Raw genomic sequence first — 23,807 nt, 5'->3', positions numbered from 1 at the left:
AATCTCGTCGGCTCCCCCCTGTGTGGTCAGACCATCTGTCTCGACGTCGAACCATTCCTGGCCAGCCGCCTCGTGGCGCGGAAACTTCCTGTGTACCGTGGGCCGCAACCGCACCTGTGGAGGACGCATGGACTGGCTCGATCCGCTGCTGCTCGCCCGATGGCAGTTCGGTCTCACGACCCTGTACCACTTCCTGTTCGTCCCCCTCACGCTCGGCATGGCGCTCACCGTGTCGATCTTCCAGACGGCGTGGTTCCGCACGGCGAACGTGAAGTGGCTGCATCTGACGCGCTTCTTCGGCAAGATCTTCCTGATCAACTTCGCGATGGGCGTCGTGACGGGCATCGTCCAGGAGTTCCAGTTCGGCATGAACTGGTCGTCGTACTCCCGGTTCGTGGGCGACGTGTTCGGCGCCCCGCTCGCCTTCGAGGGCCTCATGGCCTTCTTCTTCGAGGCCACCTTCATCGGCTTGTGGATCTTCGGCTGGGACAAGCTGCCCAAGGGCCTGCATCTCGCGAGCATCTGGATCGCCACGATCGGCGCGTGGTTCTCGGCGTACTTCATCCTCGCGGCCAACGCATTCATGCAGAACCCGGTCGGCTACCAGATGTCGGTCGACGGCAATCGTGCCGAGATGAACGACTTCTTCGCGGTGCTGACCAACCCCGTCGCGCTCGCAGCGCTCCCGCACACGCTGTTCGCGGCGTTCATGATGACGGCCGGCGTCATCATCTCGATCTCGGCCTGGCAGCTCGCCCGCAAGCAGAACGTCGAGATGATGCGCTCGTCGCTGAGGTACGGACTGTGGGGCATGATCATCGCGTTCGCGGGCGTCTTCCTCTCGGGCGACCAGCTCGGCCTCGTGATGGTCGAGACGCAGCCGATGAAGATGGCGGCGGCGGAGGCCATGTTCAACAGCGCGTGCGGGGCGGATGCCTCGTTCTCGCTGTTCTCGATCGGCACGCCGGACGGCACGGGCGAGGTCTGGTCGCTGCGTGTGCCCTACCTTCTGGCGCTCCTGTCGACGCACTCGCTCGACGGCTGCGTCGAGGGCATCAACGACCTCAACGCGCTCTACACGAACGAGATGTTCCCGCAGTTCGCCGACCAGGTCGACGGCAACTTCGCGCCCGTGCTGTGGGTGACGTACTGGTCGTTCCGCTGGATGATCGGCCTCGGCGGCATCGCGGCCCTCACCGCTGTCGTGGGCCTGTGGCTCACGCGCAAGAAGGCCAAGCGGGACGTCCCGCAGTGGGCGTGGAAGCTCGCGATCTGGGCCTGGCCCGCCTCGCTGGGCGCGATCCTCGTCGGCTGGATCTTCACCGAGATGGGCCGCCAGCCCTGGATCGTGTTCAGCCTCATGCTCACCCAGGACGGTGTCTCCCAGAGCGTGCCGGGCTGGACCGTGCTGATCTCGCTCCTCTCCTTCACCGCGATCTACGCCGCCCTCGCCGTCGTGGAGATCGGGCTCATCATGAAGACCGCGAAGAAGGGCCCCGATCCCCTGCCGGGCCCTGACGACCCGCATCCCCACGAACTGGCGCTCGAAGAGACGCCCACGACGGTGTACTAGGAGTTCGCCATGGATCTCGCCTACCTCTGGTTCTTCATCGTCGGCTTCCTCTTCGTCGGCTACTTCGTGCTCGACGGGTTCGACTTCGGCGTCGGCATGTCGCTGCCGTTCCTGGGCAAGGACGACATCGGCCGCCGGCAGATCATCAACACGATCGGCCCCGTCTGGGACCTCAACGAGACGTGGGTCATCGTCGCCGGCGCGTGCCTGTTCGCGGCGTTCCCGGAGTGGTACGCGACGCTGTTCAGCGGCTTCTACCTCGCGCTGCTGCTGATCCTGCTGACCCTCATCCTGCGCGGCGTCTCGTTCGAGTACCGCCACCAGCGCGACGGCCTGCGGTGGAAGAAGGGCTTCGACCGGATGATCGTGATCGGCTCCGCCGTCCCCGCGTTCCTCTGGGGCGTCGCGGTCGCCAACATCGTGCACGGCGTCCCGATCGACGCCGACCACGAGTTCACGGGCTCGCTCCTCACGCTGCTCAACCCGTACGCGCTCGTCGGCGGCCTCACGACGCTCCTGCTCTTCTTCACGCACGGCGTCTACTTCGTCGCGCTCAAGACCGATGGGCAGGTGCACGACGACGCACGCAAGCTCGCGCGGCGCAGCGGCATCCTGACCGTCGTCGTCGCGGCGGTCTTCCTCGTCTGGACGATCCTCAACGCCTTCGAAGCGGGTGCGCCGGCGGTGTGGGCCGTCGTGCTGCTGTCGGCGGTGGCGGCGCTCGCTCTCATCGGGTCGCTCGTCGCCAACGCCCGCGACCGCGAGGGCTGGGCGTTCGGTCTCGGCGCGGCGACGATCGTGACGGCGGTGCTCGCCCTGTGGTTCGCGCTGTTCCCGAACGTCATGGTGTCGTCGACGGATGTCGCGAACAGCCTCACGATCGAGAACGCGTCGAGCACCGACTACACGCTGACGATCATGAGCTGGGCGGCGCTCATCTTCCTGCCGCTCGTGCTGGCGTACCAGGCGTGGACGTACTGGATCTTCCGCAAGCGCGTCTCGCGCACGCGCATCGAGCGCGCCGCGGCGGTCGCACACTGACCCCTCTTTCCCCCGAAACCACCCTCCTGTGCGCGAAACCACCTTCCCGTGTCGGTGGTTTCGGCACACAGAGGGTGGTTTCGAGAGACGTGGGTAGGCTCGAGAGCGGATGAGTGACCCTGACACCGGGCGGCGAGCGAAGCGGACGCCTCCGGTCGATCCCCGACTGCTGAGATACGCGAGCGCGTCGCGCGGCTTCTTCGTCGCGGTCGCGGCCATCGCCGTCGGCCAGACGGCCGTCATCGTCGCGTTCTCGTGGCTGCTCACCTCCGCGATCGTCGGTGCCGTGAACGGGATGCCGGTCGCCGACCTCGCTCCCACGCTCGGCCTCCTCGCCCTCGTCGTCGGACTGCGCGCCGTGCTCCTGTGGGCGCGCGAAGGCGTCGCCGCGCGGGCGGCCGCACGGGTCGAGGCGCAGCTGCGCGACAACCTCGTCACCGCCGTCGGCGAGCTCGGACCGGAATGGCTCGGCCGGCACAACTCGGCGCAGCTCGCAGTCACGGCCGGGCGCGGCCTGTCGGCGCTCGAGGCGTACTTCGGCCGCTACCTGCCGCAGCTCGTGCAGACGATCATCGCGACCCCCGTCATCCTCCTGGTGATGTGGTGGCAGGACTGGATCTCGGGCCTCATCGTGCTCGTCACGCTGCCCCTCATCCCGATCTTCATGGTGCTCATCGGCCTCGCGACCCGGTCGGTGCAGCAGCGCCAGTGGCGCACGCTCCACCACCTCGCGGCGCGCTTCGCCGACACCGTGCAGGGCCTTTCGACGCTCAAGGTGTTCGGCCGGCAGCACCGGGCCGCGGCCTCCATCTCGTCCGTCACGGAGCGCTACCGCGGCGAGACGATGAAGGTGCTCCGGGTGTCGTTCCTGTCGGGGTTCGCGCTCGAGTTCCTCGCGTCGATCTCGGTCGCGATCGTGGCCGTGTCGATCGGGTTCCGCCTGCTCGACGGGTCGATCGCGCTCATGGTCGGACTGTTCGTGCTGCTCCTGGCCCCCGAGGCGTACCTGCCGGTGCGTCAGGTCGGGGTGCAGTTCCACGCGGCCGCGGAGGGCGTCGCGGCGACCGACGACGTCTTCGCGGTGCTGGATGCCGCACGGCGGCGTGCCGCAGAACCCGGCGTCGATGGCCCCGGCTCTCGCCGAGCGCCCGCGCTCGGCACGTCTGTGGTGGGTGCTCTCGGCGAGAGCACGGGCTCCGGATCGGACGCGACGCTCACACCCGACCAGAGCACGGGCTCCGGACCGGAAACGACGCTCACACCCGGCCAGAGCACGGGCTCCGGGCGCCGAGGCGGCGTCCTGACCCTGGAGGGTGTCCAGGTGCGCCGCGGGGACCGCCTCCTCTCCCCCGTCGACCTCGTCGCGCGTCCCGGCGACGTCGTGCTCGTCGAGGGGCCGAGCGGATCGGGCAAGTCGAGCGCGCTCGCCGCGCTCCGCGGCGCCGCGACCTTCGAGGGCCGCGCGACCTACGGCCACCGCGACCTCCGCGCTCTCGCACCGTCGGACTGGCTCGCCTGGGCCGGGCAGCGGCCCGGGCTCGTCTCCGGCCGCGTGCGCGACAACGTCGCCCTCGGAGACGACTCCCTCGAACCGGCCGTCGTCGCGCGTGCCCTCGCGCTCGCCTGCGCCGACGACCTCGATCCCGACCTCGAGCTCGGTGTGCAGGGGGCCGGACTCTCGGGCGGGCAGGCTCAGCGCGTCGCCGTCGCCCGCGCCTTCGCGCGCCATCTGGCCGGCCGCGCCCCGGTCATCGCGCTCGACGAGCCGAGTTCTGCATTGGATGCCGCGACCGAGACCCGCCTCTGGGCTTCGGTGCGCGCGCTCGCCGACGCGGGCGCCGCGGTCGTGCTCGTCTCGCACCGTGTGAGCGCGCGCGACATCGCCGACACCGTCGTCCGCCTCGAACCCGCCGGGGTCCCCGCATGAGCCGGCCGCCGATCCGCGAGACGACATCGGTGGGACGAGACGGTGGGGATTACCCGCGGTCTCGTCCCACCGATGTCGTCTCGCGGTCCGGGGCGTCGGCCGCGGGCGTGCTCCGCGGCGCGATGCCGCCGGTGCGGCGATTCTGGCCGGGTGCGGCATCGGCGTTCCTCTCGGAGGGATCCGCCGTCGCGCTCCTCGCCGTCAGCGCCTGGCTCATCGTGCGCGCGAGCGAGCAGCCGCTCGTGCTCTACATCTCGGCGGCCGTCGTCGCAGTGCGCCTCTTCGCCCTCACGCGGGCGGTGTTCCGCTACCTCGACCGGCTCGCGAGCCACGACGCCACCCTGCGCCGGCTCGCGCAGACGCGCACCGATCTCGTGCGCCGGCTCATCCCGCTCGCCCCCGACGGCCTTGCCCGCACGCGCCGCGGATCGGTGCTCGGCGCCCTCGTCGACGACGTCGACGACCTGCAGAACCTGCCGCTGCGTGTCGTGCAGCCGCTCGTCGCCTCGGCCGCCGTCGCCCTCGGCGCGGTCGTGCTGGTCGCGTTCGTGTCGTGGCCGGCGGCGCTCACGCTGCTCGCGTGCCTCGTGCTCGCCGGTGTCGCCGCGACACTGTGGGGCTGGGCCGCGGGCGCGCGCGCCGAGCGATCCGTCGCGCCGCTGCGGGCGCGGCTCGCCGACGCGATCCTCGACCACCTCGGCAGCCTCGACGTGCTCGTCGCCTACGGCGCCGAGGCCGACAGTCGCCGCCGGATCCGCGCCGCCGACGCCGAGTTGCGCCGCGCCGTGACGCGCCGCTCCGCGGCGCAGGCCGGCACGGCCGCCGTCGTTTCGCTCCTCGCGGGTTTCGCCTCCATTGCGGCGGTCGTCGTCGCGGCGCCCGCGGTGAGCGGCGGGTCGCTGACCGGTCCCGCGCTCGCGGTCGTGGTGCTCGTGCCGATGGCGGTGTTCGAGGTCTTCGCCGCCGTGCCGCTCGCCGCGGCCGCGTGGCGGCAGGTGCACGCGTCGGCCGAGCGGATCGCCGACGCCCTTCCCGCGGAGCTGCCCGACGGCCTTCCCGCCGAAGAGATCGAGCCCACCGGCGACGCCCCAGCGCTCGGCGAGGGTCTGCGTCTGCGCGGCGTCTCGGCGCACTGGCCGCACGCGGCCGGCGCCGCGCTCGACGGCATCGACCTCGACGTGCGACCCGGCGAGCGCGTGCTCGTCGTGGGATCGAGCGGCGCGGGCAAGACGACCCTCGCGCACGTCCTCGTGCGCTTCCTCGACGGCGACGGCGAGTACACGATCGGCGGTCGGGCCGTGCGCGACCTCGCCGGCGACGACGTGAGGCTGACCGTCGGGCTGTGCGAGCAGCATCCCATGCTCTTCGACGAGGACATCCGGCAGAACCTGCTGTTCGCGCGCGACACCGCGACCGACGCCGAGCTCCTCGCCGCCCTCGACCGGGTCGGGCTCGGCACCTGGGCGGCCGAGCGCGGAGGCCTCGACGCGCGCGTCGGCGAGCGCGGCGCGCTCGTGTCGGGCGGCCAGGCGCAGCGCATCGCCCTCGCCCGCGCGCTGCTGCGCGGCTTCCCCGTGCTCGTGCTCGACGAGCCGACGGCGGGCGTGGACCCCGAGGCCTCCGATGCCCTCCTCGCCGATCTGCTCTCGGCCGTCGGCGACGATCAGGCCGTGGTGCTCATCTCGCACGTGACGGTGCCCGGCGGTCTCGTCGACCGGGTCGTGCGACTGGAGCGAGGCCGGATCGCCGCCTGATCCCCCGGCTCGCCTGCGTCGAAGGATGAAGACCGTCGCACCGTGCCCCTCGTTCCACGCAGGCCGGCACGTGGCATAGCGTGAGGCCATGACCGTCGTCGTGCGCACCGCGACGGGCGCCGACGCCCGCGCGATCGCGACGGTGCGCATCGAGACGTGGCGCGTCGCCTACGCGGGACTCATCGCGCAGGAGGTGCTCGACGGGCTGGATCTCGAGCGCGAGACCGAGCGGCGGGCGCTGCACTGGGACGAGAACCACGCCGATCCGCGCACCCGCGAGTTCGTCGCCGAGGTGGGCGGGGAGCTCGCCGGCTGGGCCGCCGTCGGACCCTCGCGCGACCCCGATGCGGGCGACACCGGCGAGGTCTACGCGCTCTACGCGCTTCCCCGCCACTGGTCGACCGGCGTCGGACACGCGCTCATGGTCGCCTCGGAGCGCTTCCTGATCCGCAGCGGCTTCCACAGCGCGCACCTCTGGTATCTCGAGGGCAACGAGCGCGCGGCATCCTTCTACGAGCGGCACGGCTGGATCGAGGATGGCGCGGCCAAGGTCGATGACCGCATCGTGGGCGGCCGCCAGGCGCACGCGCTGCACGAGCGGCGGCGCGTGCGCGACCTGGGTGATCGCTAGAGCGCCATCCCGAATGCCTGCACGCCGTCGTGCGACGGCAGCGGCGAGAACCCGAGACGCGGGTAGAACACGAGCGCCCCCGTGTTCCCCGACGAGGCGACCAGGTGCAGGCCCGTCACGCCGCCCTCGCGCAGCGCGGCGATCAACGTATCGATGAGCCGGCGCCCGAATCCCTGACCCTGCAGCTCGGGCAGCAGGTCGATGTGCAGATGCGCCGGGAAGCCCTGCGAAAAGGGCTCGGCACGGGGGCGGCGGCCGTAGGCATAGAGGAGGATGCCGTCCTGGCGCGAATGCTCCGCGGCAGGCTTCGGCCATCGCTCCGCGAACTGCGGCCACCACTCTCCTGAGAACCACTCCTCGAACCCGTCGGTGTCGGGCGCGCACACGATGTAGCCGACCACGCGCTCGTCATCGGTCTCGACGACGAAGGCGAGATCCGGATGCCGCGCGACGTACGGCAGCACGAAGATCTCGGCCCAGATCGCATCGTCGTCGAGCACTCCCGTCGCATCGACGCCGTCGTCGGCGGTCTTGAGGCAGATGTCGGCGAGCGCCGGCTCGTCGCCGGGTCGGAAGGGGCGGATCCGCGTCACGCGGCGAGTCTAGGGCAGTCGGGATGTGCTGTGGGAGCGATCCCACAGCTCCCGCAGGAAGCGCACGTCGGCGGGATCGACGCGCAGCCGCACCCGCGCGCCCGGAGCGAGGCCCGCGGCGCGATCGGCTGTGAGGTCGGCGGCGACGTCGGGATCGCTCGTCCGCACACGTACACCGCCAGGCGTCTGCTCGAGGCGCACGACGGTGGCGATCCACTCGCCGACACCGGATGCCGCATCCCGGTCCGAGGCACGCTCGAGCCGCACCGCCCCCGGCGCGAACACGGCAGCCGACGGGCCCGACGTTCCCGGCTCAGGCGGCGCCGGCCCCGCAGCCGACGAGTCCGAGCCCGGCTCAGGCGGCGCCGGCCCCCACGCCGACGCCGCCCCCGACGTTCCCGCCGCGACGGCTTGCCCCCCGGCCACCGTCACGGCGGGCGCCGGGGCGCCCGATCCCGCAGGAGCAGACGCCTCCGGTGGCGCGGCGAGGACCAGCGCTCCGCTCCGCCACCACCCCCCATCGGCTCTCCCGAGCACCCGATTGAGTCCGGACACCGACGCGACGAATCGCGACGCCGGCGCGGCGAGCACGTCGCGGACGAGCCCGGCCTGGGTCACACGCCCGGCCTCGAGCACGACGAGCCGGTCGGCGACCGACACGGCGTCGACGGCGTCGTGCGTGGCCACGACCGCAGTCGTCCCGGTCGCGGTGAGCTGCTCGCGCAGCATCGCCCGGATGTCGCCCGCCGTCTCGACGTCGAGCGACGTGAACGGCTCGTCGAGCAGCAGCGCCGAGGGCTCGGTCGCGAGCGCGCGGGCGATCGCGACCCGCTGCTGCTGGCCCCCGGAGAGCTGTGCCGGCCTCCGATCGCCCATCCCCCCGAGTCCCACGCGGTGGAGCCACTCCTCGGCGGCCGAGGCGGCCGAGGCGCGGACAACGCCCCGCGCGATCGGACCGAACGCGACGTTGTCGCGCGCGCTCAGGTGCGGGAACACCCGCGGGTCCTGACCCAGCAGCACGACACCGCGCTCCGACGGCGTGACGTGGGTGCGCGGGCGGGGCGCGGCATCCAGTGTCCGCTCTCCCAGCCGGACGTGCCCCTCGTGGATCGCGACGAGACCCGCGAGCGCGCCGAGGAGAGTGGACTTGCCGGCTCCGCTCGGACCCATGATCGCGACGGCCTCGCCCGCCTGGGCCGACAGAGCCGCATCGAGCTCGAACCCGTGCCGGGCGACGACGATCCGCGCGTCGAGCGCTGCGCCGGTCATCGCGGGGTCTCCGGGCGCCACGCGCGCACGAGGAGGAGCACGGCGATGGCGGTGACGAGCAGGAGCAGGGACAGCGCGACCGCTGTCCCCTGCGTCACTCCTGCGCCGTTGAACGCCGTGTAGATCGCGAGGGGCATGGTCTGCGTGATACCCGGCGCGTTGCCCGCGAACAGCGCCGTCGCGCCGAACTCGCCGATCGCGCGGGCGAAGCACAGGATGACGCCTGCGATCAGGCCGGGGCCCGCGAGCGGAAGCGTGATGCGGCGCAGGATCGTCCAGCGGCCCGCGCCGAGCGCCGCAGCGGTCTGCTCGTAGCCGACCCCGGTCGTGCGCAGCGAGCCCTCGACCGCGAGCACGAGGAACGGCAGCGCGACGAACGTCTGGGCGAGCACGACGGCGGTCGTCGTGAACGGGATGCGGATGCCCCATTCGCCGAGCACGCCGCCGAGCCAGCTCGACCGGCCGAAGAGGAAGAGGAGCGCGATGCCGCCGACCATGGGCGGCAGCACGAGCGGCACGGTCACGACGGCCCGGAGCACGCCCGCCGTCCGGGTGGAGCTGCGCGCGATGACCAGCGCCAGCGGAACACCGAGCACTACGCAGACGAGGGTCGCGGCCAGCCCCGTGCCGAGCGACAGCAGCAGCGCCGAGATCGCCTGAGGCGAGGTGACGTCGGCCCAGAGCGTCGACCAGTCCACCCGGGCGACGAGCGTCACAAGGGGCAGGACGAGCAGTGCGAGCCCGAGGATCGCCGGCAGAAGGAGGATCTGCGGGACGAAGCCTCGGGTCTCGCCGCGACTCACGGAGCTCCGAATCCGAGCCCCGCGAGCACCTCCTGGCCCTGGGTGCCGAGCAAGAACTCGGCGAACGCGGCAGCCGCGTCGGGGTTCGCGGCATCCTTCAGCGCGACGATCGGGTACTTGTTGACGACGTCGGACGCGCCCTCGGGGACGATCGAGTCGACGTCGTCGCGGCCCTTGACGTCGGTCACGTAGACGAGGCCGGCGTCGGCCTCGCCCGCCGCGACCTTCGTGAGCACGGCGGTGACGTTCTGCTCGTAGCTCGCGGGGGTCACCGTGAGGCCGGCGTTGGAGATGAGCTTCTGGGATGCCGCACCGCACGGCACTTCTGGGGCGCAGAGCACGACGGTGACGCTGTCGTCGGCGAGGTCGCTGAGGTCTTCCACGTCGCCCGGGTTGCCCTTCGGCGTCGCGATGACGAGCGTGTTGGTCGCGAACAACTCCGGCCCGCTCGCGAGCCCCGCATCGACGACCTTCTGCATGTTCGCCTCGTCGGCCGACGCGAAGACGTCCGCGGGGGCGCCCTCGATGAGCTGCGTCGCGAGCGTGCTCGAGCCGTCGTAGACGATCGGCACGACATCGACACCGGGATGCTGCGCCTCGAACTCCGTCGCCAGCTCGTCGAACGCCGTCTTGAGCGAGGCCGCCGCGTAGATGGTGAGCTGCCCGGTCAGGTCGTCTGCTGCGGGCGTCGAGGCCGTGGCCTCGGGCGCGGCCGAGGGCTGGGATGCGCAGCCGCCGAGCACGGCGATCGAGGCGAGGGCGAGGACGGAGGCGATGCGCTTCAACGGGTCTCCTTGGGGGTTTCGACGATGACGTTCGTGGCTTTCACGACCGCGACTGCGAGCGATCCGACTTCGAGTCCGAGATCGCGGACGGCCTCGGCCGAGAGCAGCGAGACGACCCGGTGCGGGCCGGCCTGGATGTCGACCTGGGCCATGATCCCGTCGGCCTGAACCCGGGTCACGAGACCGACGAAGCGGTTGCGGGCGCTGGAGAGCACATCGGTGGGATCGGATGCCGTGCGCGCGACCTCGACGGCCCGCTCGGCGAGCGCCTCCCCCGGGATCTCTGCGGGGATCGCGTCAGTCGTCGCGAGCACGCCGTGATCGATCCAGCGCCGCACGGTGTCGTCGCTGACACCCAGGAGCCGCGCGGCCTCGGCGATCTTGTAGCTGGGCATACAGCGACGGTATCACCGCAGATACGGTGATTTGCGCTCGATTTCACCGCATCTGCGTCCGATATTCGACAGTACCGACCGTATCCTCGCTCACTCCGAACTCGGTGTCGGCGGTGGCGATTACCCTGGTGCCATGGCCCTTCCGCCCCTGGTCGAGCCCGTCGCCGCGCTGAGCGACGCGGAGCGCTCGCGCACGGCCAGGCACACTCGCCTCGCAGGGTTCGGTGACGTCGCCCAGCGCCGCCTCGCCGCTGCCCGGATCGCCGTCGTCGGCGCCGGCGGTCTCGGCTCCCCCGTCGTGCTCGCCCTCGCGGCCGCGGGGGTCGGCGAGCTCGTCGTGATCGATCACGACAGCGTCGAGCACTCGAATCTGCAGCGGCAGCTCCTCCACCGCCTCGACGACCTGGGCTCTCCCAAGGTCGACAGCGCCGTCCGCGCCGCCGCCGGACTCTCCCCCGAGACGGTCGTCCGCCCCGTGCGGGAGCGGCTCACGCCCGACAACGCGACGCGTCTCCTGGCCGGGGCGCACCTCGTGCTCGACGGCACCGACACGTTCGACACGCGCGAAGCCGTGGCATCCGCCTGCGAGACGCTCGGCGTGCCGCTCGTGTGGGGCACCGTGCAGGGCTGGGACGCGCAGGTCACGGTGTTCTGGAACGAGCCGCCGCTCGGGGTCGCGCCGGTCTCGCTGGGCGACCTCTACCCGCCTGGAAGCGTCGGAGACGTTCCAACCTGCTCCGACGTCGGCGTGCTCGGCGTGCTGTGCCTGCAGATCGGATCGCTCATGGCGACCGAGGCGATCAAGCTCGTGACGGGTGTCGGCGAGCCCCTGCTCGGACGCGTGCTCGTTGTCGACGGGCTGCGCGCACGCCAGCACGAAGTGCCGCTGCGCGCTTCGCGCATGCCGGTCTCGGCCCCGCCCCCGGCCGCGGCGGCGCGGGTGCCGCACGTCGACCCCGATGCCCTCGAGGGCGCCCTGATCCTCGACGTGCGCGAGCTCGACGAGGTCGCGACGGGCATGATCCCCGGCTCGCGCCATGTGCCGCTCGGTGCCGTGCTCGCCGATCCGACCGCGCTCCTCGGCGCGGATCGGGTCGTCGTCGTCTGCCAGGCAGGGGTACGCGCGCGGCGTGCCGCCCAGGCCCTGCGCGACGTCGGCATCGACGCCGCCGTGCTCACGGGCGGCATCGAGGCATGGGCGGGCGCGACGCGGGTCACCGCGTGAGCGCCGACGGACTGCGCGAGGTCGAGGAGCAGCAGGCGCTGATCCTCGCGCGTGTCTCCCCCGTCGAGGCCGTGACGATGCCCGTGCCGGCCGCACTCGGGCGCACGCTGCGCGAGCCCGTCCGAGCCCTCGTCGACATCCCGGTCTTCGACAACTCCGCCATGGACGGCTTCGCAGTGCGGTTCGCGGATGTCCGGGATGCCGCGGCACAGCCTGTCACGCTGCGGGTCGTCGCCGACCTTCCTGCCGGGACGAGCCTCGACCCTGCGCTCGAGGCCGGGGAAGCGGCGCGCATCATGACGGGGTCGCCCGTCCCGGCGGCGGCCGATGCCATCGTGCCCTTCGAAGACACCGCGGGCGGCCTCGCCGACTCGCTCGGGTCGATCACGGTGCGCACCTCTCCCAAGGCGGTGGGTGCCCATATCCGCCGTCGCGGCGAGGATGCCGTCGTGGGCGACGAGCTCATCGCGCCGGGCGTCGTGCTCGGGCCCCTGCAGCTCGCGGCCGCGGCGGCTGCCGGAGTCGCCGACGTCGTCGTATCCCGCGCGCCACGGGTCGCGGTCGTATCGACGGGCTCCGAGCTCGTGCCGCCCGGATCGTCTCTCGCGCATGGGCAGATCCCCGAGTCGAACAGCGAGCTGCTCGCTGGGCTCGTCGCCGGCGCCGGCGCCGAGGTCGTGCTGCGGCTCACCGTCCCCGACGACGGCGATGGACCGCTGCGCGCCGTGGCGGAGGCATCCCTTCTCGGCGCCGATGCCGTCGTCTTCACGGGCGGCGTCAGCGCGGGGGCGTACGAGCCCGTCAAGACGACGCTCGCCGGAGCGATGGAGTTCACGAAGGTGCGCATGCAGCCCGGCAAGCCGCAGGGCTTCGGCGTCACGGACGACGGGATGCTGCTCTTCGGCCTTCCGGGCAACCCGGTGAGCGCGGCGGTCTCGTTCGAGGTCTTCGTGCGCCCGGCGCTCCTCGCGCTCCAGGGGCGTGCCGACCTGCACCGTCCGCTGCTCAGGCTGCCTGCCGCGACGGCCTGGCGCACCCCGCCCGGACGCCGACAGTACCTCCCCGCTGCGATCGACCGCACCGATCCTGCGCGATGGACGGTGCGCCCCGCGACGGCGGGCGGCTCGGGGTCGCACCTCGCGGGCGGCCTTGCGCGCGCCGAGGCGTACGCCGTGGTGCCCGCGGAGGCCGACGCCGTCGAGCCGGGTCAGCTCGTCGATGTCATGCTGATGCCATGAGCTTCACCCACCTCGACGAGTCCGGCCGCGCCCGCATGGTCGACGTCACCGCGAAGCAGCCGACCGTCCGCGCCGCGACGGCGCGAGGCTTCGTGCGCTGCTCCCCCGACGTCGTCGCCGCTCTCCGCGATGGGACCGTGCCGAAGGGCGACGTGCTCGCCGTCGCGCGGATCGCCGGCATCCAGGCGGCCAAGCGCACGCCCGACCTTCTTCCCCTCGCGCACGTCATCGGCGTGCACGGCGCGGCCGTCGACCTCGTCATCGTCGACGACGGCGTCGAGGTCGAGGCCACCGTGCGCACCGCCGATCGCACGGGCGTCGAGATGGAGGCCCTGATGGCCGTCTCGGTCGCCGCTCTCGCGATCGTCGACATGGTGAAGGGCCTCGACAAGGCGACCTCCATCGAGCACGTGCGGATCACGGCGAAGGAAGGCGGCCGGTCCGGCTCGTGGACCCGCCCCGACGAACGATGACGGGTCCCACGTTCGGCGCGATCCTCCTCGCCGGCGGACGCGCCAGCCGCGTCGACGGGGCCGCAAAGCCCCTGTTCGAGGTCGGCGGTCAGACTCTGCTGGCCCGCACGATTGCCGCGGTCGTCGCCGTCGGTGCGAATCCGGTCGTCGTCGCCGCACCGCGGCCCGACACCGGGCCCGCCACTGGGCGCGACGGAGCCTCCGCGGTCACCTGGGTGCGCGAGGACCCGCCCTTCGGCGGACCGGTGGCAGGCGTGGTCGCCGCATTCGCGCCGGTCGCCGCGTGGGAGCCCGAGCCCGAGTGGACGTTCCTGCTGGCATGCGACCTCCCTCGCGTCGACGCCGCCGTCGAGCGGCTCAGTGCAGACATCCTGCTCCTGCCCTCCGACACCGACGGCGCCTGCCTCGCCGATCCCTCGAGCAGGCCGCAGTGGCTCACCGGCCTCTACCGCACAACGGCCCTGAGGGCCGCCGCTGCCGCCATGCCCGACGCGGGCCGCGACGCCCCGGTGCGCGATCTCGTGGCCGATCTCGCGATCGCGGCGATCGCGGCATCGGCGGACCTGACCGACGACGTCGACACGTGGGAGGATCTCAAGAGGGCCCGCGCGAGAGCGGGCGACGCCGTCGAGGAGGAGTCATGACCGAGGCATCCCGCACCCTTCCGCCCGAGGCGCTCGACGCATGGGCCGCAGCCCTCAGCGAGCGATTCGGACTCTCCGACGGCGAGGTGCCGATCAGCCTCATCCTCGACCTCGCCCGCGACGTCGCGAACGGCGTCGCGCGCCCCGCCGCACCGCTGAGCGCATTCGTCGCCGGACTCGTCGCGGGACGCGCCGGCGGCTCCCAGGCCGACGTCGAGGCGGCCGTCGCGATCGTCACCGAGATGGCCAAGGGCTGGGAGGCCTGATGGCGCGCGTCCGCTACTTCGCCGCCGCCGCAGAGGCGACCGGCCTCGAGGTCGAGCAGCGTCCGGAGACGACGCTCGGCGCCCTCCGCGCCGCCGTCGCCGCCGACCACCCGGGGCTCGGCGGCATCCTGCCGCGCTGCGCCGTGCTCGTGGGCGGTGCCCGCGTCGACGACGACACGGCCCTCGCGTCCGACGAGCTCGTCGACGTGCTGCCGCCCTTCGCCGGCGGCTGACCCGAGGCGACGGCTCCCCCGCGGCATCCCGCGGGTCGACACCCAGCACACCCGCACAACGCCGCGGGCGAACTCACGCTGACCCGAGGCGACGACTTCCCCGCGGCATCCTGCGGGTCGGCGCCGAGCACACCCGCACAACGCCGCGGGCGAAGCCCAAGCCCGCACGCAGAACGTCGCTCCCCCGCGGCATCCCGCGGGTCGACACCCAGCACACCCGCACAACGCCGCGGGCGAAGCCTCAGAACCCGGCTACCCGCCGAGGCCCTTCCACGCCGTCGTGCCGTCGGACTCGACCTGGCGCTTCCACACAGGCAGGTCGGTCTTGATCGTCTCGATGATCGTGCGGCACACCTCGAAGGCCTCGGCGCGGTGTCCCGACGATACGGCGATGACGACGGCGGCGTCGCCGACGGCGAGCCGGCCGATGCGGTGGCTCACGGCGACGACCGCGTCGGACGAGCCGATCGCGTCGGACGCGATGCGGTACAGCGCGGCCTCCGCGTCGGGGTGCGCCGAGTATTCGAGCGCGACGACGGCGGACGCGGCATCCGGATCGTGATCGCGCACGCGACCGACGAACGACGTCTCGGCGCCCATCGTGGGATCCGAGACGGCCGCAAGGTGCGCCTCGATGTCGAGGGGGCGATCGCTGATCGCCGCGAGCCGCACGCCGCTCATGCGTGGTCTCCGCCCGCGAGCTGTTCGATGACGTGGCGCGCCACGGAGATCACGACGGGGATTCCGGATGCCACGGCCTTCGGCGATCCCGGGAGGTTCACGACGAGCGCACCCTTCGTCACACCGGGCACGGGGTCGACGATTCCCGACCGGCCGCGCGACAGCATGCCGCCCGGCGTCTCGGACGCGCCGATGCGCCGCAGCTCCTCCGCGATGCCGGGAACCTCACGGCCGATGACGCGCGCACTGCCCTCGGGCGTCTCGTCGCGAGGCCCCACACCCGTGCCGCCCGTCGTGACGACGAGGCGCGCGCCGCCCGCGAGAACGGCCCACAAGGCCCGCTCGACGCTGTCCGCGCCGTCGGGCACGACGATCGCCTCGTCGCACGAGAAGCCGGCGCGCACGAGCTCGGAGACGGCGACGGGTCCCGCCGTGTCGGCGCGCTGTCCCGCGGCCGACCGGTCCGACACGGTGATGACGGCAGCCGGATAGCTCATCCCCTCAGCCTAGATCCGCCCGGCGAGCGGCCGGGGCCCGGGAGGATAATCGAAGCGTGCCCCGTCGTGTCGACGACTATCGCGGTCTGGCTCAGCCCAGCCGGCTCCATGTCATGCACGAGCTCCTCGAGAGTCCGGGGCAGAGCCTCGCACAGCTCGCGGCGGCCACGGGCCTTCACGAGAACACGCTTCGCGATCATCTCCGCGTGCTCGAGGCGGAGGGTTTCGTCGTGCGGGTCGCCGAGCACCGCGGCACCCGTGGGCGTCCGCGCGACATCTTCGAACCAGCGCGTGCGGGGCAGGAGAACCCCGTCGCCGACAAGCGCATCGAAGACGCCAAGCGGCACGGCGACCTCATGCGCACCGTCATCCTGCACGAGGGCGACGCCGCGAGCGCCGACGACGACGCCGTGACGCACCAGCTCGACGCCCTGTACGAGCACCTCGACGACGTCGGACTCGAGCCGCAGATCGACGAGAAGACCCTGACGGTGGAGCTCGCGCCGTGCGCGTTCCACGACCTCGTGAGCGACCGCATGACCGTGCTGTGCCACGTCCACGCCGAGCTCGTACGCGATGTCCTGCATCGCGCCGGCGGGCCGCTCGAGGTCGATCGTCTCCTTCCCCTCGTGACGCCCCACACGTGCCGGCTCATGCTCACGCGGATGGATGCCGCACCCGGCGCCGCCGCCTCGGACGAGGCATCCGGCGACTCCTGATGCGCTGTCGGACGGTGTGACCGGCGGCGCCGCCGACTCACCTGCCGAGAGCCCGTGCTCTCGCCGAGCGCCCACGATCCGCGCTGCACACAACGTGTGACCTCGGCGAGAGCACGGGCTGCGGCCGATCACGCGACCCGGATTTCGGGAGCCGTGAATTTCCACGGCGGAACGGCGGGCGGCGCGCCAAGTCGCGGCGATTCAATGAGGGCACGGCCCAGCGGCCGTCCACCGAGGAGGCGCGCGATGTCCGCGATCACCAGCCCAGCACCCGTTGATCTGACCACGTGGGATCCGGAGAACGAGGCCACATGGGACTCCCGGCTCGCCTGGCGCACGCTCTGGATCACCACCTATTCGCTGCTGCTCGGATTCGCGACGTGGTACCTCGTGAGCGCCATCGCACCGCGGCTCACGGCGATCGGCTTCGACCTGAGCACGGTGCAGCTGTACTGGCTCGCGGCGATCCCGGGCCTCGCCGGCGGCCTCCTGCGATTCGGCTACATGTTCCTGCCGCCCATCGTGGGCACGCGCAGGCTCATCGGCTGGAGCTCGCTCCTGCTCGCGCTGCCGATGATCGGCTGGACGCTCGCCGTCCGCGACACGTCGACGCCCTATTGGGTGCTTCTCGCCCTCGCGTTCTCCGCCGGCATCGGCGGCGGAGTCTTCGCGGGGTACATGCCCTCGACCAGCTACTTCTTCCCCAAGCGGCTGCAGGGCACGGCGCTGGGCCTCCAGGCGGGCATCGGCAACTTCGGCATCGGACTCGTGCAGGTGCTCGTCCCGTGGGTGATCGGGTTCGGCCTGTTCGGCACGTGGTTCCTCGACCCGCAGACGACGACAGCGGGCGCGAACATGTGGCTGCACAACGGCGGCCTCGTGCTCATCCCCTGGGCCGTGCTCGCGTCGATCCTCGGGTTCGTCTTCCTCAAGCGTGTGCCCGTGAAGGCGAACATCCGCGAGCAGATGGACATCTTCCGCCTGAAGCACACGTGGATCATGACGGCGATCTACATGATGACCTTCGGCGCCTACGCGGGCCTCGCCGCGCAGATGGGTCTCATCATCGTCAACGTTTACGGCGGATTCGAGAACGCCCCCGACCCGCTCACCTACGCCTGGATCGGCCCCGCCGTCGGCGCCGCCGTGCGCGCGGCATCCGGCCCGCTCTGCGACAGGTTCGGCGGCGCACCGTTCACCCTCATCTCGGGCATCGGCATGACGGCCGGCACGATCCTGACGCTCTTCTTCCTCACGCCGACCGACGTCAACGAGTTCTGGGGCTTCCTCGCCGGCATGATCACGATCTTCGTCTTCGCTGGCTTCGGCAACGCCGGCACGTTCAAGCAGATGCCGATGATCTTCCCCAAGCGCCAGGCGGGCGGCGTCGTCGGATTCACGTCGGCTGTCGCGGCGTTCGGCCCCTTCATCGTCGGAATGGCCCTCTCGGCCGTGAGCCCGACCGTGTTCTTCGTCGTCTGCGCCGTGTGGTGCGTCTTGTGCACCGGCCTCACGTGGTGGTTCTACGCGCGGCCGGGCGCCGAAGCGAAGAGCTGACTCCCACAGACCGCGTCCTGCTGGATGCCGCAGCGATGCGTTGACGCCGACCCCGACCGCCCGCCTCCGAAGGAGACACCCATGACCCCCGACGCGCGAGCGATCCACCCCGCGACCGACGGGCCGCTCACCGACCCGCTGCTCAGCATGGGCCGGTTCCTGCGCCGCGGCGAGGTGTCGCCCGACCTGCGCGCCCTCTTCCTCGAGGGCGGGCGCAAGGGCGACGTCTTCTACCGCGACCGCTGGGCGCACGACAAGGTCGTCCGCTCCACCCACGGCGTCAACTGCACGGGCTCGTGCTCGTGGAAGGTGTACGTCAAGGACGGCATCATCACGTGGGAGACGCAGCAGACCGACTATCCGTCTGTCGGCCCCGACTCGCCCGAGTACGAGCCGCGCGGCTGCCCCCGCGGCGCCGCCTTCAGCTGGTACACGTACTCCCCCACGCGCGTGCGCTACCCCTACATCCGCGACGCTCTCGCCGAGCTCTACCGCGCGGCCAAGCGGGTCCACCCCGACCCCGTCGACGCGTGGGAGTCGGTCGTCGAAGACCCTGAGGCATCCCGCGCTTACAAGAGCGTGCGCGGCAAGGGCGGGCTGATCCGCACGACGTGGGACGAGGCGCTCGAGATCGCCGCGGCGGCCCACGTCTACACGGTGAAGAAGTACGGACCCGACCGGGTCGCCGGCTTCTCGCCGATCCCCGCGATGTCGATGGTGTCGCACGGCGCGGGCGCGCGGTTCCTCAACCTGCTCGGCGGAACGATCCTGTCGTTCTACGACTGGTACGCCGACCTGCCGGTGGCCAGCCCGCAGGTCTTCGGCGATCAGACCGACGTGCCCGAATCGGCGGACTGGTGGAACTCGGGATACCTCATCATGTGGGGCTCGAACGTGCCCGTCACCCGCACGCCGGACGCGCACTTCATGGCCGAGGCCCGTTATCGCGGTCAGAAGGTCGTGACGGTCTCGCCGGACTACACCGACAACACGAAGTTCGCCGACGAATGGGTCGCGCCGCATCCCGGAACGGACGCCGCGCTCGCCCTCGCGATGGGCCATGTCGTCCTGCGCGAGCACTTCGTCGACAAGCGCACGGCACGCTTCGAGGACTACCTGCGACGGTTCACCGACGCTCCGTACCTCGTGACACTCGAGCGCAACGGCGACCGTCTCGTGCCCGGGAAGTTCCTGACGGCGAGCGATCTGGGCGGTCAGGATGCCGCTGCTGCGCGCGCCGATTTCAAGACGGTGCTGCTCGACCAGGCGGGGAGGCCGGTCGTGCCGAACGGGTCGCTCGGGCACCGGTTCACGCCCGAGGACGAGGGCCGCTGGAACCTCGACCTCGGCGACGTCGTGCCGCCGCTGTCGATCGCCGACCTCGGCGACGCCCGGACAGCCGAGATCGCGCTCCCCCGCTTCGACGTCGCACCGGACGCGGGCGACGAGCACGCGGGCGGCTCCGGCGTCATCGTGCGGGGCGTCCCCGTCCGCACGGTCGCCGGGCGCCTCGTCACGACGGTGTTCGACCTGATGCTCGCGCAGTACGGCGTCGGCCGGCCGGGCCTGCCGGGCGTCTGGCCGACGGGCTACGACGACCCGTCCACCCCCGGAACGCCCGCGTGGCAGGAGGAGCTCACCTCCGTGCCGGCCGTCCAGGCGACGCGCATCGCGCGCGAGTTCGCCGACAACGCCGAGCGATCCGGCGGCCGCTCCATGATCCTCATGGGCGCCGGCACGAACCACTGGTTCCACTCCGACACGATCTACCGCACCTTCCTCGCGCTCACGACCATGACCGGCTGCCAGGGCGTCAACGGCGGCGGCTGGGCGCACTACGTCGGGCAGGAGAAGGTGCGCCCGCTCACGGGCTACTCGCAGTACGCGACGGCCGCCGACTGGAACCGCCCACCACGGCAGATGATCGGCACGGCCTTCTGGTACCTCGCGACAGACCAGTGGCGCTACGACGGACTGCCCGCCGACAAGCTCGCGTCCCCCCTCGCGCGCGGCGCCTTCGCCGACCGCACGACGGCGGACTGCCTCGTCGAATCGGTCAAGCGGGGGTGGATGCCGAGCTACCCGACGTTCTCGCGGAGCTCGCTCGACCTCTGCGACGAGGCCGAGGCCGCGGGCAAGGAGCCCGCTCAGCACATCGTCGACGCGCTGCAGGACGGGTCGCTCGCCTACGCATGCGAGGACCCCGATGCACCCGTCAACTTCCCGCGCATCGTGACGGTGTGGCGCGCCAACATCCTCGGCTCGTCCGGCAAGGGCAACGAGTACTTCCTCAAGCACCTGCTCGGCGCCGACTCGGCTGTTCGCGCGCCTGAGACGCCCGACGGGTCGCGGCCGCGCGACATCGTCTGGCACGAGGAAGCCCCTGCCGGCAAGCTCGACCTGCTCATGACGGCGGACTTCCGCATGACGTCGACGACGCTCTTCAGCGACCTCGTCTTCCCCGCCGCGACGTGGTACGAGAAGCACGATCTGTCGTCGACCGACATGCATCCCTTCCTGCACTCGTTCAACCCCGCCATCAACCCGCCGTGGCAGACGAAGACCGACTTCGACCTCTTCGGCGAGCTCGCTGAGCGGTTCAGCGCGCTGTGCGAGGGACATCTCGGCGTGCGGCGCGACCTCGTGGCGTCGCCGCTGCAGCACGACACCGCCGACGTCATGGCGTACGCGCACGGCGCCGTGCCGGACGATCCGCCGCTCGTGCCGGGCGTCACGATGGCGAAGCTCATCGTCGTCGAACGCGACTACCCCGCCCTCGCTGCGCGGTGGAAGTCGCTCGGCCCGCTCACCGAGAAGCTCGGCATGACGACGAAGGCGATCACCTACCGCCCGGATGCCGAGATCCGCCGACTCGAGCGCCTCAACGGCGTCGTCTCCGGCGGCGCGACGGCCGGCCGCGTTCGTCTGGATTCCGACAAGCGGGTGTGCGAGCTGATCCTCGCCTTCTCGGGGACGAGCAACGGCCGCCTCGCCGTACAGGGGTTCCGCCAGCTCGAGAAGCGGACGGGACAGCGCATCGCGCACCTCGCGGAGGACCACGAGGGCTCGCACATCACGTTCGCCGACGTGCAGGTGCAGCCGCGCGCCGTCATCACGTCGCCGGAGTGGTCGGGCTCGGAGCACGGGGGGCGCCGCTACACGGCGTTCGCGATAAACGTCGAGCACCTCAAGCCCTGGCACACCCTCACCGGCCGCCAGCACTTCTACCTCGACCACGACTGGATGGAGGAGCTCGGCGAGAACCTGCCGATCTACCGCCCGCCGCTGGACATGCACCGCCTGTTCGACTCGCCCGTGGTCGGCGCGACGAAACGCGCTGACCGCGCCCCCGGTCAGATGGAGGTCGCCGTGCGGTACCTCACGCCCCACTCGAAGTGGTCGATCCACTCCGAGTACCAGGACAACCTCTTCATGCTGTCGCTCTCCCGCGGCGGCCCGACGATCTGGATGAGCCCGCAGGATGCCGCGAAGGCCGGCATCCGCGACAACGACTGGATCGAGTCGTACAACCGCAACGGCGTCGTGGTGGCGCGGGCGATCGTGTCGCACCGGATGCCGGAGGGGACCGTGTACATGTACCACGCGAAGGACCGCACGGTGGACGTGCCCGTCGCCGAGACGAGCGGCCAGCGCGGCGGCATCCACAACTCCCTGACGCGCATCCTCCTCAAGCCCAGTCATCTCATCGGCGGCTACGCGCAGCTCGCGTGGGCCTTCAACTACCTGGGCCCGACGGGGAACCAGCGCGACGAGATCACCGTCATTCGCCGGCGCGGCCAGGAGGTCGAATACTGATGAAGGTCATGGCCCAGATGTCGATGATCATGAATCTCGACAAGTGCATCGGATGCCACACGTGCTCCGTCACGTGCAAGCAGGCGTGGACGAACCGGACAGGCGTCGAGTACGTGTGGTTCAACAACGTCGAGACACGGCCGGGCGTCGGCTACCCGCGCACGTACGAGGACCAGGAGAAGTGGGGCGGCGGCTGGGTGCGCACGAAGCGCGGCCGACTGAAGCTCCGCAGCGGCGGCCGGTTCGCCAAGCTCGCGAACATCTTCTCGAACCCCAAGCTGCCCGAGATCCAGGACTACTACGAGCCGTGGACGTACGACTACGACATGCTCCTGAACGCACCGCGCGGCGCGCAGGTGCCCGTCGCCCGGCCGAAGAGCCTCCTGACCGGCAAGGACATGAAGATCTCGTGGTCGGCGAACTGGGACGACGACCTCGGCGGCTCGCTCGAGACGATGCAGGACGACCCGATCCTGCAGAAGATGAGCGAGAAGGTCGAGGCGGAGTTCTCCAAGGCCTTCATGTTTTACCTCCCGCGCATCTGCGAGCACTGCCTCAACCCCTCGTGCGTCGCCTCGTGTCCCTCGGGCGCGATGTACAAGCGTGCGGAGGACGGCATCGTCCTGGTCGACCAGGACCAGTGCCGCGGCTGGCGCATGTGCGTCTCGGGCTGCCCGTACAAGAAGGTCTACTTCAATCACAAGACCGGCAAGGCCGAGAAGTGCACGATGTGCTACCCGCGCCTCGAGGTGGGCCTGCCGACGGTGTGCTCCGAGACGTGCGTCGGGCGGCTGCGGTACCTCGGCCTGGTCCTGTACGACGCCGACCGCGTCGCCGAGGCCGCAAGCATGGAGGACGAGAAGGCGCTCCTCGCGGCGCAGCGGAGCATCCTGCTCGATCCGCATGATCCCGCCGTCGTCGAACAGGCCCGTCGTGACGGCATCCCGGAGGACTGGATCGAGGCTGCGCAGCGCAGCCCCATCTGGCGGCTCATCCAGGAGTACGAAGTCGCGCTTCCGCTGCACCCGGAGTACCGGACCATGCCCATGGTCTGGTACATCCCGCCGCTCTCGCCGCTCGTGGACGTCGTGAGCGAATCGGGCAACGACGGCGAGGACGCGCGCACGCTGTTCGCCGCGATCGACAAGATGCGCATCCCGATCGGCTATCTCGCCGAGCTCTTCAGCGCCGGTGATGCGCGACCCGTCGACCACGCCCTGCGCCGCCTCGCCGCGATGCGGTCGTACATGCGGGGCGTCAACCTCGACGGCGAGCGCGATGAGCGCATCGCCCGGGCGGTCGGGATGACGGGAGACGAGGTCGAGGCGATGTACCGGCTGCTCGCCATCGCGAAGTACGAGGACCGATACGTCATCCCGACAGCCCACGCCGAGCAGGCGCACCAGCTCGAGGAGATGGCGTGCTCGCTCGACTACGACGGCGGCCCCGGCATGGGCGGAGCCGGCCGGTTCGGCCTCTCGAGCGGGCCGAGCGTCCCCGTCGCGGTGGAGAACTTCCATGTGCTCGCGGACCGTCAGACGGCCGACCGGCCCTCGACTCCAGGCCGCGTCAACCTCCTCGACTGGGACGGCGACGGCATCCCCGACGGCATCTTCCCGCCGTCGCAGCCCGGCGCGATCCGCACGACGAGCAAAGGCCGGCGGGCAGCGGAGGAGCGGAGTTGAGC

Annotated in this window: 22 protein-coding genes; 15 read left to right on the top strand and 7 right to left on the bottom strand. The window is 71.4% G+C overall.

The annotated features are described in order from the left end of the window. The first annotated feature begins 127 nt into the window (after positions 1-127). From ACH3VR_RS02345 to ACH3VR_RS02325, 5 genes are all read left to right on the top strand, one after another. Entirely contained in the window at positions 128-1,573 is a 1,446-nt protein-coding gene (locus ACH3VR_RS02345) for a cytochrome ubiquinol oxidase subunit I (RefSeq protein ID WP_396639137.1), read from the top strand. 9 nt (positions 1,574-1,582) lie between these two features. Next, positions 1,583-2,614, top strand: a complete 1,032-nt coding sequence (gene cydB, locus ACH3VR_RS02340) for a cytochrome d ubiquinol oxidase subunit II (protein ID WP_396639136.1) — start codon at positions 1,583-1,585, stop codon at positions 2,612-2,614. A gap of 109 nt (positions 2,615-2,723) precedes the next feature. After that, a complete protein-coding gene (gene cydD, locus ACH3VR_RS02335; RefSeq protein WP_396639135.1) occupies positions 2,724-4,541 on the top strand; it encodes a thiol reductant ABC exporter subunit CydD in 1,818 nt (605 codons plus the stop codon). A gap of 122 nt (positions 4,542-4,663) precedes the next feature. After that, a complete protein-coding gene (gene cydC / locus ACH3VR_RS02330; protein WP_396639645.1) occupies positions 4,664-6,295 on the top strand; it encodes a thiol reductant ABC exporter subunit CydC in 1,632 nt (543 codons plus the stop codon). 88 nt (positions 6,296-6,383) lie between these two features. Beyond that, positions 6,384-6,926 carry a GNAT family N-acetyltransferase gene (locus tag ACH3VR_RS02325; RefSeq protein WP_396639134.1) on the top strand — a complete coding sequence of 181 codons (543 nt, stop codon included), beginning with the start codon at positions 6,384-6,386 and terminating at the stop codon, positions 6,924-6,926. Here ACH3VR_RS02325 and ACH3VR_RS02320 read toward each other — a convergent pair. From ACH3VR_RS02320 to ACH3VR_RS02300, 5 genes are read right to left on the bottom strand one after another with little or no spacing between them, the layout of a single operon-like run. Beyond that, entirely contained in the window at positions 6,923-7,519 is a 597-nt protein-coding gene (locus ACH3VR_RS02320) for a GNAT family N-acetyltransferase (protein WP_396639133.1), read from the bottom strand. The genes ACH3VR_RS02325 and ACH3VR_RS02320 overlap by 4 nt on opposite strands. Before the next feature lie 9 nt (positions 7,520-7,528). Then, positions 7,529-8,788, bottom strand: coding sequence for a sulfate/molybdate ABC transporter ATP-binding protein (locus ACH3VR_RS02315; RefSeq protein WP_396639132.1), 1,260 nt, complete (start codon positions 8,786-8,788; stop codon positions 7,529-7,531). Continuing rightward, positions 8,785-9,591 (bottom strand): ABC transporter permease, encoded by an 807-nt coding sequence (locus ACH3VR_RS02310; RefSeq protein ID WP_396639131.1) that lies wholly within the window; start codon positions 9,589-9,591, stop codon positions 8,785-8,787. The genes ACH3VR_RS02315 and ACH3VR_RS02310 overlap by 4 nt, the downstream gene beginning before the upstream one ends. Further along, positions 9,588-10,376 carry a molybdate ABC transporter substrate-binding protein gene (gene modA / locus ACH3VR_RS02305; protein WP_396639130.1) on the bottom strand — a complete coding sequence of 263 codons (789 nt, stop codon included), beginning with the start codon at positions 10,374-10,376 and terminating at the stop codon, positions 9,588-9,590. The genes ACH3VR_RS02310 and modA overlap by 4 nt, the downstream gene beginning before the upstream one ends. Beyond that, on the bottom strand, positions 10,373-10,771 hold the full coding sequence (locus ACH3VR_RS02300; RefSeq protein ID WP_396639129.1) for a TOBE domain-containing protein: 399 nt from the start codon (positions 10,769-10,771) through the stop codon (positions 10,373-10,375). Before ACH3VR_RS02300 ends, modA begins: the two co-directional genes overlap by 4 nt. Before the next feature lie 133 nt (positions 10,772-10,904). Here ACH3VR_RS02300 and ACH3VR_RS02295 point away from each other — a divergent pair, with 133 nt between their 5' ends. Genes ACH3VR_RS02295 through ACH3VR_RS02270 form a run of 6 tightly spaced genes read left to right on the top strand, consistent with a single transcriptional unit; the run spans position 10,905 to position 14,850 of the window. Then, the gene (locus ACH3VR_RS02295; protein ID WP_396639128.1) at positions 10,905-11,996 is read left to right on the top strand and encodes a ThiF family adenylyltransferase; all 1,092 of its coding nucleotides are present in this window, start codon (positions 10,905-10,907) and stop codon (positions 11,994-11,996) included. Further along, on the top strand, positions 11,966-13,234 hold the full coding sequence (locus ACH3VR_RS02290; protein ID WP_396639127.1) for a molybdopterin molybdotransferase MoeA: 1,269 nt from the start codon (positions 11,966-11,968) through the stop codon (positions 13,232-13,234). Before ACH3VR_RS02295 ends, ACH3VR_RS02290 begins: the two co-directional genes overlap by 31 nt. Further along, the gene (gene moaC, locus ACH3VR_RS02285; protein WP_396639126.1) at positions 13,231-13,707 is read left to right on the top strand and encodes a cyclic pyranopterin monophosphate synthase MoaC; all 477 of its coding nucleotides are present in this window, start codon (positions 13,231-13,233) and stop codon (positions 13,705-13,707) included. The genes ACH3VR_RS02290 and moaC overlap by 4 nt, the downstream gene beginning before the upstream one ends. After that, positions 13,704-14,351, top strand: coding sequence for a molybdenum cofactor guanylyltransferase (mobA, locus tag ACH3VR_RS02280; RefSeq protein ID WP_396639125.1), 648 nt, complete (start codon positions 13,704-13,706; stop codon positions 14,349-14,351). The genes moaC and mobA overlap by 4 nt, the downstream gene beginning before the upstream one ends. Beyond that, positions 14,348-14,617, top strand: coding sequence for a DUF6457 domain-containing protein (locus tag ACH3VR_RS02275; protein WP_396639124.1), 270 nt, complete (start codon positions 14,348-14,350; stop codon positions 14,615-14,617). Before mobA ends, ACH3VR_RS02275 begins: the two co-directional genes overlap by 4 nt. Continuing rightward, entirely contained in the window at positions 14,617-14,850 is a 234-nt protein-coding gene (locus ACH3VR_RS02270) for a MoaD/ThiS family protein (protein WP_396639123.1), read from the top strand. The genes ACH3VR_RS02275 and ACH3VR_RS02270 overlap by 1 nt, the downstream gene beginning before the upstream one ends. Before the next feature lie 252 nt (positions 14,851-15,102). On the opposite strand, the gene ACH3VR_RS02265 is transcribed toward ACH3VR_RS02270, so the two are convergent. Both ACH3VR_RS02265 and ACH3VR_RS02260 read right to left on the bottom strand, forming a co-directional pair. Further along, entirely contained in the window at positions 15,103-15,531 is a 429-nt protein-coding gene (locus ACH3VR_RS02265; RefSeq protein WP_396639122.1) for a molybdenum cofactor biosynthesis protein MoaE, read from the bottom strand. Further along, positions 15,528-16,028: a MogA/MoaB family molybdenum cofactor biosynthesis protein gene (locus tag ACH3VR_RS02260; RefSeq protein WP_396639121.1), complete on the bottom strand. Its 501-nt coding sequence runs from the start codon at positions 16,026-16,028 to the stop codon at positions 15,528-15,530. The genes ACH3VR_RS02265 and ACH3VR_RS02260 overlap by 4 nt, the downstream gene beginning before the upstream one ends. Positions 16,029-16,084: 56 nt before the next feature. On the opposite strand from ACH3VR_RS02260, the gene ACH3VR_RS02255 reads away from it, so the two are divergent. The 4 genes from ACH3VR_RS02255 to narH all read left to right on the top strand — a co-directional run bounded on the left by ACH3VR_RS02255 (position 16,085) and on the right by narH (position 23,805). Beyond that, positions 16,085-16,747 (top strand): helix-turn-helix domain-containing protein, encoded by a 663-nt coding sequence (locus tag ACH3VR_RS02255; RefSeq protein ID WP_396639120.1) that lies wholly within the window; start codon positions 16,085-16,087, stop codon positions 16,745-16,747. A 246-nt stretch (positions 16,748-16,993) separates the two neighbouring features. Continuing rightward, positions 16,994-18,304 carry an MFS transporter gene (locus tag ACH3VR_RS02250; RefSeq protein WP_396639119.1) on the top strand — a complete coding sequence of 437 codons (1,311 nt, stop codon included), beginning with the start codon at positions 16,994-16,996 and terminating at the stop codon, positions 18,302-18,304. A gap of 81 nt (positions 18,305-18,385) precedes the next feature. Beyond that, positions 18,386-22,120 (top strand): nitrate reductase subunit alpha, encoded by a 3,735-nt coding sequence (locus ACH3VR_RS02245; RefSeq protein WP_396639118.1) that lies wholly within the window; start codon positions 18,386-18,388, stop codon positions 22,118-22,120. Beyond that, positions 22,120-23,805, top strand: a complete 1,686-nt coding sequence (gene narH, locus ACH3VR_RS02240; protein ID WP_396639117.1) for a nitrate reductase subunit beta — start codon at positions 22,120-22,122, stop codon at positions 23,803-23,805. Before ACH3VR_RS02245 ends, narH begins: the two co-directional genes overlap by 1 nt. The last annotated feature ends 2 nt before the right edge of the window (positions 23,806-23,807 follow it).

The sequence above is a fragment of the Microbacterium alkaliflavum genome, from assembly GCF_044325405.1.
GTDB lineage: Bacteria > Actinomycetota > Actinomycetes > Actinomycetales > Microbacteriaceae > Microbacterium > Microbacterium alkaliflavum.
This window is presented reverse-complemented; position numbering and strand designations above follow the sequence as displayed.

Bases quoted from the DNA above. Each gene is read 5' to 3' on its own strand.
- ACH3VR_RS02290 (WP_396639127.1), top strand. From the start codon at position 11,966: ATGGGCGGGCGCGACGCGGGTCACCGCGTGAGCGCCGACGGACTGCGC.
- ACH3VR_RS02275 (WP_396639124.1), top strand. From the start codon at position 14,348: ATGACCGAGGCATCCCGCACCCTTCCGCCCGAGGCGCTCGACGCATGG.
- cydB (WP_396639136.1), top strand. From the start codon at position 1,583: ATGGATCTCGCCTACCTCTGGTTCTTCATCGTCGGCTTCCTCTTCGTC.
- ACH3VR_RS02295 (WP_396639128.1), top strand. From the start codon at position 10,905: ATGGCCCTTCCGCCCCTGGTCGAGCCCGTCGCCGCGCTGAGCGACGCG.
- ACH3VR_RS02245 (WP_396639118.1), top strand. From the start codon at position 18,386: ATGACCCCCGACGCGCGAGCGATCCACCCCGCGACCGACGGGCCGCTC.
- mobA (WP_396639125.1), top strand. From the start codon at position 13,704: ATGACGGGTCCCACGTTCGGCGCGATCCTCCTCGCCGGCGGACGCGCC.
- ACH3VR_RS02345 (WP_396639137.1), top strand. From the start codon at position 128: ATGGACTGGCTCGATCCGCTGCTGCTCGCCCGATGGCAGTTCGGTCTC.
- ACH3VR_RS02260 (WP_396639121.1), bottom strand. From the start codon at position 16,028: ATGAGCTATCCGGCTGCCGTCATCACCGTGTCGGACCGGTCGGCCGCG.
- ACH3VR_RS02265 (WP_396639122.1), bottom strand. From the start codon at position 15,531: ATGAGCGGCGTGCGGCTCGCGGCGATCAGCGATCGCCCCCTCGACATC.
- moaC (WP_396639126.1), top strand. From the start codon at position 13,231: ATGAGCTTCACCCACCTCGACGAGTCCGGCCGCGCCCGCATGGTCGAC.
- ACH3VR_RS02270 (WP_396639123.1), top strand. From the start codon at position 14,617: ATGGCGCGCGTCCGCTACTTCGCCGCCGCCGCAGAGGCGACCGGCCTC.
- ACH3VR_RS02300 (WP_396639129.1), bottom strand. From the start codon at position 10,771: ATGCCCAGCTACAAGATCGCCGAGGCCGCGCGGCTCCTGGGTGTCAGC.
- narH (WP_396639117.1), top strand. From the start codon at position 22,120: ATGAAGGTCATGGCCCAGATGTCGATGATCATGAATCTCGACAAGTGC.
- cydC (WP_396639645.1), top strand. From the start codon at position 4,664: ATGCCGCCGGTGCGGCGATTCTGGCCGGGTGCGGCATCGGCGTTCCTC.
- ACH3VR_RS02325 (WP_396639134.1), top strand. From the start codon at position 6,384: ATGACCGTCGTCGTGCGCACCGCGACGGGCGCCGACGCCCGCGCGATC.
- ACH3VR_RS02250 (WP_396639119.1), top strand. From the start codon at position 16,994: ATGTCCGCGATCACCAGCCCAGCACCCGTTGATCTGACCACGTGGGAT.
- ACH3VR_RS02315 (WP_396639132.1), bottom strand. From the start codon at position 8,788: ATGACCGGCGCAGCGCTCGACGCGCGGATCGTCGTCGCCCGGCACGGG.
- cydD (WP_396639135.1), top strand. From the start codon at position 2,724: ATGAGTGACCCTGACACCGGGCGGCGAGCGAAGCGGACGCCTCCGGTC.